Genomic DNA, 16,966 nt, shown 5'->3' on the forward strand with positions numbered 1-16,966 from the left:
TAATATTCATAATTTCAGTGAATTAACTCTGAATGGCTTTTAATTGGTTGCTTCGCATAACACCCGGTGGATACCCAATGATACGCTTAAAAGCTCTGCTAAATGCTGCCTGTGAGGCATAGCCGAGACGTAAAGCTGCCGTGTCGATTGAGACTTTATCGTGAATAATCCAGTGAACAGCGAGGCGCATTCGTACTTCCCTTGCATAGCGCTGGGGAGGTATTCCAATGATTGATGTAAAGCGTTCAGCGAAAACAGAACGTGAAACATGAGACTGGGCAGCAAGCTCTGCAACAGACCACTCTCGACTTGTATCGCGATGGATGGTCAGAATGGCACGGGCAAGCCGCGGATCACGTAGCGCGGCGATAAGGCCAGCGGCATTTTCACTGCCGTTTTCTATCCATCCACGAACGATCATGGCAGCAGCCACTTCTGCTAGGCGTGCCAGAATGCCCGCGAAGCCAGCACGCCCGGAACAAATTTCAAATTTCATTGCATCCAGAATGGGAACCAGTCCCGGATATACCTTTTCGTTTGCTTCCACCACTATGGCTTGCGGCATCAGTTTACCCAAGCCCTGCATTCCACCAAGATCGAACTCCATACAGCCATAAAACAGAACTGTGCTGGGAGTCGGATGCGTACTGGGACAGGTATTGATTCCGCTGACAGCCTCTCCTAAAGGCGCAGAGCCTAACGTATCGATATGTTGAATTGCACAGCTGACATCCGATATAAGCTGATGCTCCTCACCCTGTGGCATAAATACCATGCTTCCGGCTTTCAGCTTGTGAAGCACACCATCGTTTGTACGAAGCAAAGCAGTTCCCACAGCGATGTAATGAAAATAGGCATGGCCCGGTTTATTACTAAAACCGACACCAAATTCAGTTCCAGTCAGTAAGCGGCGGTACTGTACGCCACATAGGCGCATTTCAAGCAATAGTTCACTGATGAGTTCGGATGACAGAGCAAAATGTTTATTCACATGTATTTCCGGCGTTTCGGGTAAAAAATCAGGATGTAACATCATAGAGCATCCGGCTTCACAGCTCTAGACTTGGAACCTAAATTTTTTCCTGAAAAGAGTATGTTATGAGAAATGAAGCACCTGAAGCCATATCTGCTAGTCTGAATAGTTCAGAGCCTAAAGAATCCGCATGGATAGCTGTTATTTCGCTGACGATGGGGGTGTTTGGATTGCTGACCGCAGAATACCTCCCAGCTAGCTTGCTGACACCTATGGCCGCTGATCTTGGTGTTACCGAAGCCCTTGCAGGTCAGGCTGTGACGATAACAGCAGTGGTAGCACTGTTTGCTGGCCTGATAGTTCCCCGTCTGACGCGCAATTATGATCGCCGAAATGTCTTGCTTGGTTTTACCGTGCTAATGATTGCTTCCAACCTGCTTGTGGCACTTTCATCGAGCCTGTCAATCTTACTTGTAATGCGCATTCTGTTGGGTATAGCTCTGGGTGGGTTCTGGAGTATGGCAGCTGCCGTAGCTATGCGGCTGGTTCCTGCAAAAAGAGTGCCGCGTGCTCTCTCCATTATTTTTAGTGGTATTGCCGTCGGAACAGTCGTTTCGATTCCGCTGGGAAGCTACTTAGGTGGGCTTTATGGATGGCGCAGTGCTTTTATCGCTGCAACTGGAGTAGGCGTGCTGACACTCATTTTTCAGTTGTTTACGCTTCCTAGAATGGCTCCACGTAGAATGATGGCAACTGCGACTATCTTGGATGTGCTTCGCCGCCCAGGCGTTGCGATCGGAATGACTGGATGTGTTATTGTACATACTGGTCAGTATGCGATGTTTACCTATATTCGACCGGCTCTTGAAAATATTACTCAGCTTGATGTAGATCATTTATCTTTAATCCTGCTTGGATTCGGCGTGGCTAATTTTATCGGAACGCTACTGACTGGTTGGCTAATGGAAAGAAGTTTGCGTTTTACGCTGATACTGATGCCAGCACTTGTCGGTTTGGCAGCACTGGGCATGATTTTATTGCCCCTGAACGAAAATGGATTGATATTGTTTGTTGCGTTATGGGTGATGGCTTTTGGTGGCGTTCCCGTGGCGTGGTCAAACTGGGTAGCACGTTCCGTTCCCGATCAGGCTGAAACAGCAGGGGGTATGGTAGTGGCAGCAGTACAGTCTTCAATTGCTGCTGGAGCTGCACTAGGAGGCTTACTCTTTAGCATCAGCGGCGTGATAGGGGTTTTCATCACCGCTGGTTGCGTAATGTTTCTTGCCACGCTCGTTATTGGACTAAAAGTGAAGATCCGATGACCTGAGCATTTTGAATATGCTTCCTGTTTTAATAATGGCCAGTAGGATCCGATGGCTGGCCTGAATAGAAGCATTAAAATTTCCCCATGGCTTGCCGACTAATTTGTTATCCGCTCCTCGCTCATGGCTGACCGCTGAAACTCGCTTAGGGTAGTCCTGTGCCAAAGCGGGCTGTTACAAAATTTCTATAAGTTCAAATTCCTCAAAGATAAGCTCCATTTCTTCAGAATAAGAGCCTTCACGTTCAAAATAACGCTTATGGCCTTCTTGCCAATACTCCAGACTTAAATCACCTTCACCTTCTTTACTGGCGAGTTCACGGGTCATTTCATTGAAGCGGATGACTTGCATCTTGAGGGTTCTGATTACGCACATTGGCTGTCCGGCTCCGTTAAGAATGATATTATAACTGCCAACGTAGGGGGCTTCGCCTCGCTTATATTCATGCTGAAAAGATGCTATCGAAGAACATGTCGCTGTTTTAATTCCACTCAAAACCAGTTGTACGAGTTCGTCAGCAAGTTCTGGGCTATCACCAAATTGCCATACAAGTGCATCGGGATAAATATTTTTTAATTCTTCGAGCTTTGTCATTTTCAGCCTTTGTTAATTTAATCTTCTTAGTGGAAGTGAACTCTTTCCAATCAATATGAACGATCTCATTCAAAAAATCATCTTTGTTGCACTGTTACGTGCATCAGCTCTTCACTTAAATTAGACACTTGAGCGCTGTTTGAGGGCTGTTTAGTGTCAAAATGTTTAATTCAATGTATTGTACTTTATATCGCTCATCTGACTGTGATGAGAAATCCCCTATGTTATGATTGCTGAATTAACTATTGTGTTATGAGGAACGCTGCCCCTGATTTTATACTACCGCTGACCTGCGACAGAGGATCCCGACAAAAGAGAGTGACATCATGAAATCTACCGATGAAATCCGCTTTGCTGAGTGGCAAATTTGTCCTCAATTGAGGATCCTGCTGCATCGCGGTAAACCGGTTAAAATTTCTGCCAGAGCCTTTGATGTGCTGGTTGCTCTGGTCAGTGCACAAGGCCAAGTCGTCAGTAAAGACCGATTAGTTACTCAGGTATGGGGGAATGAAATTGTTGAGGAAAATAATCTTCAAGCGCAGATTTCTGCCATCCGTCGCGTGCTTGGCAACGATCGTCATCTTCTAACGACCGAATTTGGTGCTGGCTACCGTTTTGACCTTTTGCCCAGTCATCAAGTCGTATCGTCAGAACATAGCAGAAAATCCCCGGTTGTTTTTCCTTTTCTAACCTCGATTTTAGGGCGTGATCAAGCAGTGCAGGAGGTATGCGCCTTAATACGTCAGCACCCACTTGTCACTATCACTGGTCTAGGCGGCGTGGGTAAGACGCGTTTGGCTTGGGAAGTCGTTAATTTTGTTCGGGCAAAGTATCCAGATGGTGTTTGTGTGGTTGAACTGGCCCACATCTCTGACGCTTCCAGTCTTCTCTCCGCTTTCTCACAGGCTTTGCATCTGCCATTAACTGCTGTTCATAACGATTCTGATTTATCGCATTAGCTCGCCCAACGCCAGTGCTTGTTGATGATTGATAATGGTGAGCATGTTATCAAAGAGTTAAAACCGGTGATTACCTTGCTACTGAATGCAGCACCACATATTACCATGTTACTTACTAGTCAGGCGGTAACAGGAATTGCAGGTGAGCAACAGTACCTCCTACCGCCACTAGTGGTTCCAGAAAAAGAAGAGGCCGATTTTCAACGATTGCTGCTGTTTCCCTGCGTTCGCCTATTTATTGAACGCGCTCAGGCTCAGCGATTTGATTACCATCCATCAAATGCTGAGCTACCAGTGATAGCTGAATTATGCCGTCATCTTGACGGGCTCCCCCTAGCAATTGAACTTGCAGCCTCTCGGTTATCGATTATGAGCGTCAGTGAGATTTATTATGGTCTGGAAGATCGTTTTCAGCTTTTGAGCAATAGGCAAAGCGTTCGGGTATCTCGACATCAAAAAATCAAGACTACGCTAGAGTGGACTTATCAATTACTCAATCCGCGTGAACAGAAATTATTCTGCTCTTTGGGGATTTTCACCGATATATTTTCCGTGAACACCGTGACCGACTTCTTACAGACTCCCGAAGAAAATAGTTGGCAGCTTGTCGATGATCTCCAACGATTGGTCTCCCTGTCACTGATCCAAGTGATTACTCAGGTACCCGTTACCCGTTTTCGTTTACTGGAAACCCTTCGTCAGTTCGCTTGCGATAAACTCAGGCAGCAAGGAGTCTATCCAAGGCTTGCCGCTCAGTTTGCTGACTATTGCCATCGTCAAGCGGAGCAAGCTCAGCTCGATTGGTATAGGCTGCCAACAAAACAGTGGCGAGCACGTTATGACTCTATCCTTAATGATTTACGCAGTGTTTTACAGCACACCTTAACTGAAGGAGCTAACCCTGCAAAAGGACTTGATATATTACAGGCCATGACGCCATTCTGGATTGAATATTCACTTTATCATGAATGTCAGCGCCATATTTATCCGTTGCTCAGTGAAGCGCGTTTGCAGGGAGTTTTAACATTACATCAGAGAATGGATCTCAGTGCAGCTGCGGGTAAAGCATCGACTTGGGCAAAAGGTCCCACTCCTGAAACACGATCCACTTGGCAAACAGCGTTGTCACTTGCTGAACAACTCGACGATAACGAAATCCGCTTACAAGCTTATTATGGGCTATGGTTGTATTACTTGCGCACCGGAAAACTCGACCAATCGCTTCATCATGCGCAGTCAATGTGCACGCTTGCACAGACGATTAATGATACAAACGCGCTGGCTACAGGATTGCGAATTTTGGGGGTATCTTGGCATTTTTTGGGGAAGCATGCTCTCGGTCGCGATTATTTGCAACAATCTCTGGATCGGCTTGCCATTGACGGTTCCGACCACGCTTTCCGTTTTGGACTCGATCAGGAAACTGCTGGTGAGGCATTTTTATCCCGTGTACTTTGGGTACAGGGTGAGTATAAAACCGCTAAGCAGATTGCATGGCGAGCAGTGAAAAAAGCGGCGCGTTTACAACATATTTGTTCGTTGTGTTGCGCCTTGGCGGAAGGTGCTTGCATGACAGCGGCGCTCGATCGCAATCCGCGCTGGGTAAGAAAGGCCGCTCTTTGGCTTATTGAACTGGCTGAAAAACATGACCTCTATTTTTGGAAAACCTACGGTGAGTTATTTCTCCATTGGGCTGAGCAGTTCAGTCAGCCGAATATCAAGCAAACTATGTTATTTAGATCGCTGCGAGGCATGGGATTAGACTGGCAGTACTCTCCTTTATTATCAGAAATGGATGCCAGACTTTCGCAGCAAACACCGCATGAAAACTGGTGTATACCTGAACTGATGCGTCTTTCCGCAATACATTTACCGACTTGCACTCAGCGCCAGCAATTAGAACTGGCACTGAATAAAGCATACCAGCAACAAGCATATGGCTGGGCTTTGCGCATTGTTTGCTCGCTAGCAATGCTGCTGATTGAAATCGGTGACCATGTGGTGGCAAAACAGTTAATCACGGAGGTATTAAGCCATATCGATGAGTCTCAATACTCAACAGACATCAGAAATGCGTTAGAACTATGTGCCCGTTTGAAGGGATGAAGTGTTGTATCTGATGGCGATTAACATACCTAATATCACCAGCCCCGCCCCAGCAGACACGATCAACATCCAGTTATGCGTGGTTTCCCATAGCCAAGTGGCCGTCAGTGAGCCACATGCGCCACCGATAAACATGATGCACATAAAAAGTGTGTTAAGACGGTTTCGAGCCTCTAGACACAAAGAATAAATGGTGTGCTGATTCGCGATCAGGACACATTGTTCCCCCGCATCCAGTAATAGAATGCCCACCACCATACCAACTATGCTGTTCCAGCCCCAGAAAACAATCCAGGCCAGCAGCATCAGCACTATGCCCAAGACAACCATTCTAAAAGGGCCTTGACGATCGCTGATACTTCCTGCCAGAGGTGCACAGAGAATTCCAATTAACCCCAGCGCAGCCAAAGACCCAGTTATGCCTGCCCCGTAATGGTAGCGGTAGGCTAGCCAGAAAGGGAGGGCAGTCCATAACACGCTGAAGGAGGCAAATAACAGGGCTTGTGTCAGTGTCGCATTTCTCAGCTGTGGTTCATTTTTCCATAACTGGCCTAAGGAACGCAGTACTGTGAGATAGTTAAATTTCGGAGTAGGTAACGACTGAGAAGGCAACATACGGGCGATGAAAAATATCGCTATCAGTGTAATGACTGCGCCCGATAAAAAGACTCCTCGCCAATCGAAATATTGACCAATAAAGCCGCCAATAGCTCTCCCCGCTAGAATTCCTGCCAAAACACCACTCATTACCGTTCCCATTGTTTTACCGCGTGAAGAACTTTTCGAAAGCGAAGCTGCAAGCGGTACAATCTGTTGGGCAACGGTGGCAGCAATGCCAGTCAGGAAAGAGAAAAACACCAGCGCTGATGCAGTTGGAGACAATATCATGCCAATCAGTGCCAAAAACAGCACTTGTGCCTGACGTAGGATAAGCCGTTGACGTTCTATATAATCGCCCAGCGGGATCAGCAAGAACAAGCCTGCCGCATAGCCTAACTGGGTGGCCATGGGGATCAAAGAGACGGCTTTCCATTCATTAGGAAAAGAACCCGCAATCAGATTCATAACGGATTGATTAAAATAGATATTAGCGACAACGATACAGCAAATAATTGCCAGTATTAGGATCTTGACCGAAGAAAGTTCCTCGCTATCAGTACACATGTTCACACCTCGTTCTAAACGTAATGTTGTCTACTCTAGGCAATATCTATTCCCGATTCTTTGACCACTTTATTCAGACGTCTGAATTTTATTCCCCAAGTGTTTGAAACAAAAAATTGCTACTCATGTTATTCACATTAATCACTAAACATAATCTAAGGAGTTGAAAATAGATTTAAAACTGACGGGTAAAGTGGCTCTAGTAACTGGAGCTCGAACCGGTATTGGTTTCAGTATTTGCGAAGAATTGGCCGCGAATGGTGTGCATCTGATCATGGTTGCTAGACAAAAAGCACAATTGATATTAGCAGCACAAAAAATTGCAGATAAATACGGAGTAACCGTACTGCCGATTGCTGGGGACGTGACGGATCCTGAACTGCCTGAGCTGGTGGTAAAGCAGGCCGAAAGTATTTTTCAGCGCATTGATTTGCTGGTAAATGATGCAGGAAGAGCCCACACAGGCACACTGCTGACTACATCAGAAGAAGAGTGGCAGTCGATGACAGAGACTAAGTTTTCTGCAATGCGACGGTTTTGTAAGGTTGTCATACCCGGAATGCAGGCTCAAAATTGGGGACGCATTGTCAACATTTCCTCTATTGGTGGGATCTATCCAAACCCCCAACTGACGGTTTCGCATGCTCTGAGCGCTGCAATCAATAATCTAACTCGTAGTCTGGCACTGAGTGTTGCGCCTGATGAGATTTTGGTTAACGCGGTGGGGGTAGGTGCTGTCATAACGGATAACTGGGCTAGGAATATGCTGCCGAATGTCCGTGATCGTCGTCCTGAGCTGACTGATAAAACGGATAAAGAGATCATGACATTATTGGGCAAAGAGAAAACGCCTGTAGGTCGTTTTGGATTACCAGAAGATATTGCGGCAATCACCGCATTCTTACTTTCTGATCGGAATCAGTTTGTTACCGGTCAGACTATTGAGGCTTCAGGCGGTGCTGACCGGTTTATGTAATATGCGGGATGCTTCCTTGCAGACGCTGGCTGATTGATGAGTACTCTCAGGTCAACCAGCGCAGCTATTTTTCAAGCAAAGTGCATAGGAAGCTAAGCTTGTCAGTCGCAGATCAATCAGTACAGACGGATACTATGAAAGTCTGGACTACGGTTATGATTTATTTTTTAGTATTTTGACTATCGATATAATTTTGTGCACGTATCTTGATAGCTTCACGCTGTGCATCGGTTAGCGTATTAAACATGATGACATTATCAATATCTTTATCAAGAATTAATGCATAGTAATAAGCTTCATTGGCATTTCCGTTTAAGATATGTGCCTCATAAAGTTTTTCTAATGCAATTTCAGGTTCATATTTTAATAAATATTGATACATCTCAATCGCCTTATCTAGATCTCGCGCTATATCGTCAAAGCCTTCGAAATAAATATTGGCAATGTAGGTTATCTTTAGAGTAGGAACAGTAAGCTCTTTAATTTTCTCTTTATCAGCAGCTTCCCTCATATTTAAATATTTCTTGAGATATTGAACCGCACGCTCAAAATTCTCATCTTCAGCATCATGTTGAGTAAGATAAAAGTTAAATAGATAATTAGCTGCTTTAATATTACCTTTTTCATCAGATTCTTTGGCATATGCTAGCGCTTTCTGCGGATCTTTTTTTGTATAATATTCAGCCAATAGCATTAGCACATCAGTACGTTTCTTAGACTGTGACTCTAATAATTCAACGTACGCTTTTTCATGTTTTGGATGAAGGTTTCGATAACTATACCGTTCAGTTCCATCTCTATATGCAGTCAACAAAGAATCAAATGCAAGATCTGCAATCACAGGATCTTTTGAGTCTAATCCTTCATGCAGGTATTGAATGAGAGACTGGTAGAGCTGTGGGTTTGCGGCTACTTTTTTGTTACTTAGCGCTAAAGATGCAAAATGGACTTTAGAATATTGATTGTTCTTCAATGTTCCAAATGAATATAATTCGCGTTTTTTGTCTGTATTGGTAATTATTTTATCAAGAGCAGGGATGATGATATTTAAATCTGCTTTATCCAGTATTTTGTTATACCAATAGGCTGCCGCAGTATGTTGCTGTTGCTCAATATACCAATGGGACAATCGGAGTGTTGCATTAATATCATTATTTAACGCGGGTAATACCAGTGTATTATAACGAAATAACTCATCTTCCTCACAACAGGCCAGTGGGTATTTTTTTAACCATGAAATAGCTTCATCCCAATTAGGCTCTACTATCCAGCGGTTTTGTTTATAATCATAAATACCATTTTGTAACGATCTAATATAGGTATAAGCGGCATCTTGATCCCCTTGTTCTCCAGCGGCTTTAAAATATTGTCGAGCTTTTAAATGATCAATGTTGGTTCCTTTACCGGATGTATGTGCGATACCTAGCTGAAGATTGGTATCTGCATCTTTATTTTTTATATTGTATTTTGCATCGAAACTATCCATTTCAGAGAGATAGCGCTCGCCATCTTTGCCTGATTTTTTCAATAATTCACGAGCTTTTGTTCGATCTGCATTAACAAGGTGCAATCCGTATAAATAATTTAAGCCTAAGCTTAGGGTGGCTGATTGATTACCTGAAGAGATTTGCTGCTTATAATAACGCATGATTTTAGCGCTATTTTTTTCGAGTAACCCTTCGTTCTCATAATATGTCTGTAGATCACTTAATGCTGTATAACTGCCTAAGTTTGCTGCTTGATCGAGATATTTAAGCCACTTAACATTGTCTTTCTTTTGCCCATACTCACCGAGCCGATAAGTATTGGCTAGTCTGTAAGCGGCTTGGGAGTCATTATTATGATATTGATTGAGCAGCTCATTGAATTCTTGTAGCTCTTTTTCAATAAGCTTCATATCGGACTCATAATCCAAAAATTCATACTTATCAGGTATGACATGAATTTGTCGATAATATTCCAGTGCTTTCGGATAATTTTTTTCAACACCAGATTGCCCATATTGGTAGAGTTTACCCAGCTCGGCTAAACAGCGATTACTCCCTTGTTCTGCGCACTTGTTACGCCACATCAAACGATCATTTTGTGTTGTCCCTGTGAGTTGATCAAATTTATTATTGTAATAAAGGCTTCCAGAAATGAGGTTATCATCAATTTTCCCATGAATAATAAACAGCATAGCATCAATGGAACCTAACTCTGCGGCTTCAATTATGTCTAGATAATGTGAGGTTAATTTATTTTCATCAACTTTATTCTCAATACTCATACGGCTAACATTAGCTATGGCATATTTAAACCTTACGTCAGGATTTTGATCTAATAAAGGAAGGATGAAAGTTCTTGCTCGTTCATTATTAAATGATTCTTCAATAAGAAATTGAATTGCTCTAGGATACTCAAGAGCATGCTCAAAGAGCAGGTCATAAGCATTTTGACGCTCTCTTGTGGTGAGATAATGACGCTCTTTATCTGATTCTAGCGTTAATAAAATAAGGGCCATGGCCTGATCTTTTTCGTGTTCTTTATATTTTATTAGCGCTAATGCATGATGTATATTTGCATCAGTAAAATAGTTGACTGTTTTTTTGTATAATGAAAAAGCATATTCTTTATTATTAATTGGGTCTTGCTCTAAAAGATAGTCTGCATAGTAATGTGCTAAGCTATAATCTGGAAATAAAGAAGTTTTATTTCTTTCAACACCTTCTTTGAGTATATCAATAACGAAGTCTTTTTCAATTTCATCGGATACATCAAATTGAAAATAGAGTCGTGCTAATGCATATTGGCTATCTTTTACTAATTTATCGTTAGCAATATTTTCTTGTAGAAGACTGATAGCTTGTTTTAAATTTTGCTCTGTACCTAGAGCGAGAGCGTATTTTTGAGCAAGTTTATAGTTGTTCTCTGCTGATGGTGATATTTCACTCGCTTTTTGAATTAATTCAAATGATTTTTCAGGATTATAAAAATGTGTTGTATATGTTGCATAAAGATCGCTTAAAGCAATAAGGGCTTTCGGAGAATCAGGGTATTTATCTAACAGAGTATTAATATATTTTTGCGCTAGTTCATCAAGGTACTTTCCGGGAAAATTAAAACGGAAAGTTGACTGTTCAATCATTTCAATCAATGCATCTTGATGGCCTAATTCAGCCGCAAGCTCAAGGTATTTTTGAGCTTGTAACCAGTCAGGTGTTAAATTTTCTCGATACTCATCACCATGATAGATTTGATACAATAAATACGCTTTTTTGGCGTAATCATCATTAACAATGGTTGAGAAAATCGTAGGAAGACTCACCGTTGATGGCAAGTCATTATGCTCATTTTTAGCCAATGACACTAAATCCTTTTGAGTGTCATCGGATTGAGAAAAAGCATAACTTGTTGCTAATGGTGATAAATGAAGTTTTGAAGACGTAAAGCACAAAGTTATCAGTGTAGCTAAAGTCACGGTGGCTATTCGAAATGGCTTAATATTAGGGAGCATGACTATCCTTTTACATATTCATCATAATATTAGTTACCTAATCCATAATGTTTTCAACAATGTAATATTTAATATATTGGTATTTTATTAAATAAATTAAATTAAGATGATTCATTTAATAATTAATGGGTATAAATAAAAAAACATAGCCCCACATAAGTGGGGCATATGGATTACGACATTGCATTGCTTGAAAGCTAATTTTACTGGCTGTTATCGTTTACGCAATCTTTTTTCTGCTCAATGTGTTTTTTACTCTTGAAAAGATCAGTCAGTGGCGTGCGTAATTGTTGTGCTAACATTACACCAAGTAAGACCACTCCGCCGCCTAATAGATGGTAGCTTTTTAATTCTTCGCCGAGCGCAAAAATCGCGATAATTGCTGTAAATACTGGCGCTAAATTCATAAAGATAGATGTTGTATTGGCACCTAAGCGCATCACACCTTGGATCCACATCGCAGGGGCGATAATTGATGCTGCAATCCCTGCGAAGGCCACAAGACCAATATTATGGCTATTGAGTGAAACATCGTCAGCCAATAAAAAGTTAGGTATTAATAGGAGCACACCAAAGAAAATCTGCACATACAGTGAATCCCAACTTGATAACTGAATTGCCCAACGTTTAGTCAGTACGCCATATAAAGCATAGGCTGCGGAGGCAATTAACATCAATAGCTCACCTGTACCAAGTCCTTGAGAAAATAGAGTGGCAGGGTTTCCTTGACTCACTAGCCAAACTAACCCAACCAATGACAGTAGTGTACCGATAAAAATACCGACCGTTGGAATGACTCGTAGGACAAATATACTAATTACCACGGTTAGCAATGGGATAAGTGAGTTCATGATCCCCATAAAGGTTGCGCTGACTGAGTGGGCCGCATAATAAGCAAGGCTTTGATAAAGCATCATGCCTAGTGCCCCTAAAATGGCTAATTGCCACCAATGTTTTTTGACAACCGACCAATGCCTAAGAACTGAACGCAGTACGAATGGAGTCATGACTAATAGTGCTAATGCCCAACGGTAAAAAGATATTGCCGCAGGATCGATGGCCGTTGCAGCCGCTTTATTGACAATCGCATTGATTGACCACAGTAAAACCGCTATTAACGGAAAGATTAAATTTTTCATCAAATGCTTCTCCCTAATGATGGCAATAGTATAGCCTTGTCAGATTTTTTATATATACTGATATTCAGACATTCGATAACGGTTTTCAGACAACATTCATGAAACAAATTACAAACACATCGAAACGACTAATTAATGAGTGCAATATCATTGAACCTGCGTTTATTGCCTTACGGCATGAACAAATTGATACCCAGACAGAGTATAAATCTCACTCTCATTCGTTTGGGCAATTGCTCTATGTGGTGTGTGGGATCATGGAAATGGAAGTTGGCGGTAAGCATTATCTAGCACCACCTGAATTTTGCATTTGGATACCTGCCGATGTACAGCATGCGAGTTTTAATAAACAAAGTGTTAAATTTCGGATCATCGATTTTGCACAACACCTCAGCGGCAAGTTAGCCTCTCGTGCCTGCGTAGTTCGACTAAGCCCCATTTTTCAGACGATTATGTCCGATTTTTATCAAAGGGGAATTGTTGAGCCTCAAACCGATGAAGATAAGCGTTTAGCCAGTGTGTTGGTTGACCAATTTGCACTTTCACCTTGCCAAGATACCTATCTTCCTATCACAAAAGATAAATTTTTAGCCCCCATTTTAGATGCCTTACAAAGAGATCCCACTGATAACTCGACTTTAGCGCAGTGGGCTAAACGCAGTTACACCTCAGAACGAACGTTATCGCGTCGTTGTCAGCAAGAGCTAGGGATGTCGTTTAGTGAATGGCGTCAGCGTTTACGTTATTTGCATGCGGTAGCTGGGTTAGAACGCGGAAAAAGTGTGCATGAGGTCGCGCTGGATGTGGGCTATAGCTCCGCATCGGCATTTATTGCAATGTTTCAGCAAATATCGGGTGTGACCCCCGATCGTTTTCGTACTAAAGAATCGTTAAATGAAGTAAATCGTACATAGGAAATGGTGCTGGAACGTGGCAAAATAGATGACATACTCGTCATACTTCAAATTGCAGCGCTTCTCATTAATATAGAGTACCTACACTCACTGACGCTAGCCACAGTGTTTTCTATACTTCTAGCTGAGCGTTCGTTTATCGCCTAGCTGCACCTTGAATGATTTAGAGTATACTTTGCATTTTTATTTAAAAGACGCGTGATGATATTGGGGCGAATTCAGTGAAAATTTTAGTTGATGAAAACATGCCATATGCTCAGCAATTATTTAGCAAGTTAGGTAAAGTTACTGCTGTGCCAGGCCGCCCAGTACCTGAAGGTGAATTGCTTGATGCCGACGCACTTATGGTACGTTCAATTACCAAAGTTAACAGCGCATTACTTAGCCATACACCAGTTAAATTCGTGGGTACGGCAACAGCGGGCTTTGATCACGTCGATACAGCATGGCTCAACCAAGCCAAGATCGCGTTTTCTTCAGCACCGGGTTGTAACGCAATCGCTGTGGTTGAATATGTATTTTCTGCATTATTAATGTTAGCGGAACGCGATCATTTTGATTTGCGTGATAAAACAGTCGGAATTATTGGCGTTGGTAATGTTGGAGGCCGTTTAGCCAATCGCTTGGCAGCTTGGGGGATAAAAACATTATTATGCGATCCTCCTCGTGCGCAAGCAGAAGGTCAGGGCGAATTTTTACCTTTAGAAACAGTACTGGCGGAAGCGGATGTTTTGACTTTCCATACCCCATTGAATATGGATGGTGCGGATAAAACCTACCATTTAATGGATACTCAACGTTTGGCTGAGCTACGTGATGGCACGATCCTTATTAATGCTAGTCGTGGTGAAGTTGTTGATAATCAAGCTTTGTTATCACTATTGAAACAAGGTAAATCGCTTTCTGTCGTTTTAGATGTGTGGGAGCCCGAGCCAGATTTAGATATTGAATTACTTCAATGGGTAGACATTGGCACACCACATATTGCAGGTTATACCCTTGAAGGTAAGGCACGTGGTACAACCCAAGTCTACGAGGCGTATTGCCAATTCTTAGGCAAACCAGACAATATCGCGCTGTCTTCTTTATTACCTACACCTGAAATTAGCGCACTAACATTTCAAGGTAAATTATCGCAAAGTCAGCTCAAAAGGCTGGTTCATCTCGTGTATGATGTGCGTCGCGACGACGCTGCATTGCGTGAAGTCGCCGCAATACCCGGTGAGTTTGACAAATTACGCAAGCACTATCAGGAGCGCCGTGAGTGGTCGTCTCTCAACATTCGTTGTGATGATGATCAGGTTGCATCACAACTATCTGCACTGGGTTTTAATGCACATTTAATTAAGTGAATACAGCAAACAACGATGATAAGTTGATGATTACATCATTAACTTATTATTTGCTAATTATTTCATTTAATCGTTATTTTTTGGAGAAACAGCAATGACTGAAGGTTGGAATATTGCGTTATTGGGTGCAACCGGCGCTGTCGGTGAAGCCATTTTAGCATTATTACAAGAACGCGAATTTCCGGTTGGCGAATTGTACTTGTTAGCCAGCGAGCGAACAGCAGGGGAGAGCATTCGTTTTAATGGCAAAAGTTATCAAGTCCAAGATGCTACCGACTTTAATTGGTCGCAAGCTCAAATGGCGTTCTTTGCTGCAAGTGATGAAGTCAGCTTGCAATATGCGGAACAAGCGGCACAAGAAGGTTGTATTGTGATTGATAGCAGTGGTGTGTTTGCTCTCGAACCAGATGTCCCTTTAGTTGTACCGAGTGTAAACCCGCATGTCTTAGCTGATTATCGCAATCGTAATATTATTGCTGTTGCAGATAGCTATGTGAGCCAATTATTGAGTGCCACTAAGCCATTAATTGATGCGGCAGGAGTGGGACGTATTACGCTGACAAATATGTTATCTGTTTCTGCTTATGGTAAATCGGCAGTGGATGAACTCGCAGGACAAAGTGCCCGTTTGTTAAATGGCATCCCAGCTGAAGAAGGCCGTTTTACTAAACAACTCGCATTCAATATGTTACCAACATTAGCCGATGAAGAAGGCAGTGTACAGCAAGAGCGCCGTCTGGTTGAGCAAGTACGCAAAGTATTGCAGGACGATGGACTACCCGTTGCTGTGAGCTTTATTCAATCACCAGTATTTTATGGTAATGCCCAAGTAGTTTACCTTGAAACCTTGCGACCAGTCAGTATGGAAGAAGCTCGCGATGAACTTGAACGTTTTGATGATATTCAGGTCTCAGAAGAAGGCGATTATCCAACTCAAGTGACTGATGCCTCTGGCAACGATTATTTGAGTATTGGTTGTATCCGTAATGATTACGGTATTCCTGAAATCTTACAGTTTTGGTCTGTTGCCGATAATGTGCGTTTTGGTGGTGCATTGATGGCAGTTGAAACCGCAGAAAAACTGGCTCAGGAGCTATCTTACTGATGTCCGAGTCAACCCAGTTGTCTCGCATTGCGTTAGGCATTGAATATAACGGTAGTCGCTATTATGGCTGGCAACGCCAACAAGAAGTAAAAAGTGTACAAGGTTGTCTCGAAGAAGCGCTGTCTAAAGTGGCTAATCAGCCGATTAGTGTGTTTTGTGCGGGGCGTACTGACGCAGGCGTACATGCGACAGGGCAGGTGGTGCACTTTGATTCGCCAGTAGTGCGCAAAGAGGCAGCGTGGACAATGGGCGTTAATACCCATTTGCCTGACGATATTGCCGTGCGTTGGTGCCAAGGTGTTGATGAAGAATTTCATGCGAGATTCAGTGCAACAGCACGTCGTTATCGTTATGTCATTTTTAATCATCGCTATCGACCTGCGATTTTATCGAATGGCGTCACGCATTTTCATTATCCATTGGATGAAAAAAGAATGCATCAGGCGGCGCAAGTTCTATTGGGGGAAAATGATTTTACCTCATTCAGAGCAGTCCAGTGCCAGTCAAGGACGCCTTGGCGTAATGTAATGCACGTGCAAGTTAGCCGCCATGGTAACTATGTGGTGGTGGATATCAAAGCCAATGCATTTGTTCATCACATGGTCAGAAATATTGTTGGAAGTCTGCTAGAAATTGGTTGCGGTAATCAAGATATTAATTGGATGGCAGAATTACTGGAACTTAAGGACAGAACAAAAGCTGCGGCGACCGCTAAAGCTGAAGGTTTGTACTTAGTTGCGGTTGATTATCCTGAGAAATTTGCTCTGCCATCGAATGTGATGGGGCCGCTTTTTTTAGCCGATGAGCTGATGTAAATCTAATCTTAAGAATCTTAGATATAGCAGGGACGCTATTCATAAATCACG

13 protein-coding genes are annotated in these 16,966 nt (G+C 42.8%); 8 read left to right on the forward strand and 5 right to left on the reverse strand.

All coding sequences use genetic code 11. The features are described from left to right. Window positions 1-22: 22 nt before the first annotated feature. A complete protein-coding gene (locus tag JI723_RS07885) occupies window positions 23-1,036 on the reverse strand; it encodes an AraC family transcriptional regulator (RefSeq protein ID WP_272579920.1) in 1,014 nt (337 codons plus the stop codon). A 62-nt stretch (window positions 1,037-1,098) separates the two neighbouring features. On the opposite strand from JI723_RS07885, the gene JI723_RS07890 reads away from it, so the two are divergent. Continuing rightward, the gene (locus tag JI723_RS07890) at window positions 1,099-2,295 is read left to right on the forward strand and encodes an MFS transporter (RefSeq protein ID WP_337979906.1); all 1,197 of its coding nucleotides are present in this window, start codon (window positions 1,099-1,101) and stop codon (window positions 2,293-2,295) included. Window positions 2,296-2,469: 174 nt separating this feature from the next. On the opposite strand, the gene JI723_RS07895 is transcribed toward JI723_RS07890, so the two are convergent. Then, window positions 2,470-2,889, reverse strand: coding sequence for an ASCH domain-containing protein (locus JI723_RS07895; RefSeq protein WP_070929198.1), 420 nt, complete (start codon window positions 2,887-2,889; stop codon window positions 2,470-2,472). A 326-nt stretch (window positions 2,890-3,215) separates the two neighbouring features. Here JI723_RS07895 and JI723_RS07900 point away from each other — a divergent pair, with 326 nt between their 5' ends. Both JI723_RS07900 and JI723_RS07905 read left to right on the forward strand, forming a co-directional pair. After that, on the forward strand, window positions 3,216-3,848 hold the full coding sequence (locus JI723_RS07900) for a winged helix-turn-helix domain-containing protein (RefSeq protein ID WP_272579922.1): 633 nt from the start codon (window positions 3,216-3,218) through the stop codon (window positions 3,846-3,848). 24 nt (window positions 3,849-3,872) lie between these two features. Beyond that, window positions 3,873-5,954, forward strand: a complete 2,082-nt coding sequence (locus JI723_RS07905; protein WP_272579923.1) for an ATP-binding protein — start codon at window positions 3,873-3,875, stop codon at window positions 5,952-5,954. Here the strand turns inward: JI723_RS07905 and JI723_RS07910 are convergent. Beyond that, window positions 5,931-7,118, reverse strand: coding sequence for an MFS transporter (locus tag JI723_RS07910; protein WP_272579924.1), 1,188 nt, complete (start codon window positions 7,116-7,118; stop codon window positions 5,931-5,933). The genes JI723_RS07905 and JI723_RS07910 overlap by 24 nt on opposite strands. A 193-nt stretch (window positions 7,119-7,311) precedes the next feature. Here JI723_RS07910 and JI723_RS07915 point away from each other — a divergent pair, with 193 nt between their 5' ends. Continuing rightward, window positions 7,312-8,094, forward strand: coding sequence for an SDR family NAD(P)-dependent oxidoreductase (locus JI723_RS07915; protein WP_337979907.1), 783 nt, complete (start codon window positions 7,312-7,314; stop codon window positions 8,092-8,094). Window positions 8,095-8,254: 160 nt separating this feature from the next. Here the strand turns inward: JI723_RS07915 and JI723_RS07920 are convergent, their stop codons facing one another. Together JI723_RS07920 and JI723_RS07925 are read right to left on the reverse strand one after the other, a co-directional pair. Beyond that, the gene (locus JI723_RS07920; protein ID WP_337979908.1) at window positions 8,255-11,554 is read right to left on the reverse strand and encodes a sel1 repeat family protein; all 3,300 of its coding nucleotides are present in this window, start codon (window positions 11,552-11,554) and stop codon (window positions 8,255-8,257) included. Window positions 11,555-11,793: 239 nt separating this feature from the next. Beyond that, the gene (locus tag JI723_RS07925) at window positions 11,794-12,729 is read right to left on the reverse strand and encodes a DMT family transporter (protein ID WP_283125344.1); all 936 of its coding nucleotides are present in this window, start codon (window positions 12,727-12,729) and stop codon (window positions 11,794-11,796) included. Window positions 12,730-12,827: 98 nt separating this feature from the next. On the opposite strand from JI723_RS07925, the gene JI723_RS07930 reads away from it, so the two are divergent. The 4 genes from JI723_RS07930 (at window position 12,828) to truA (ending at window position 16,915) form a co-directional block, all read left to right on the forward strand. Continuing rightward, window positions 12,828-13,643, forward strand: a complete 816-nt coding sequence (locus JI723_RS07930; protein WP_070929204.1) for an AraC family transcriptional regulator — start codon at window positions 12,828-12,830, stop codon at window positions 13,641-13,643. 221 nt (window positions 13,644-13,864) lie between these two features. Next, on the forward strand, window positions 13,865-14,995 hold the full coding sequence (gene pdxB, locus JI723_RS07935) for a 4-phosphoerythronate dehydrogenase PdxB (protein ID WP_337979909.1): 1,131 nt from the start codon (window positions 13,865-13,867) through the stop codon (window positions 14,993-14,995). 94 nt (window positions 14,996-15,089) lie between these two features. Further along, window positions 15,090-16,100: an aspartate-semialdehyde dehydrogenase gene (locus JI723_RS07940; protein ID WP_272579928.1), complete on the forward strand. Its 1,011-nt coding sequence runs from the start codon at window positions 15,090-15,092 to the stop codon at window positions 16,098-16,100. Further along, the gene (truA, locus tag JI723_RS07945; RefSeq protein WP_070929207.1) at window positions 16,100-16,915 is read left to right on the forward strand and encodes a tRNA pseudouridine(38-40) synthase TruA; all 816 of its coding nucleotides are present in this window, start codon (window positions 16,100-16,102) and stop codon (window positions 16,913-16,915) included. The genes JI723_RS07940 and truA overlap by 1 nt, the downstream gene beginning before the upstream one ends. The last annotated feature ends 51 nt before the right edge of the window (window positions 16,916-16,966 follow it).

This window comes from Providencia manganoxydans, assembly GCF_016618195.1.
Lineage (GTDB): Bacteria > Pseudomonadota > Gammaproteobacteria > Enterobacterales > Enterobacteriaceae > Providencia > Providencia manganoxydans.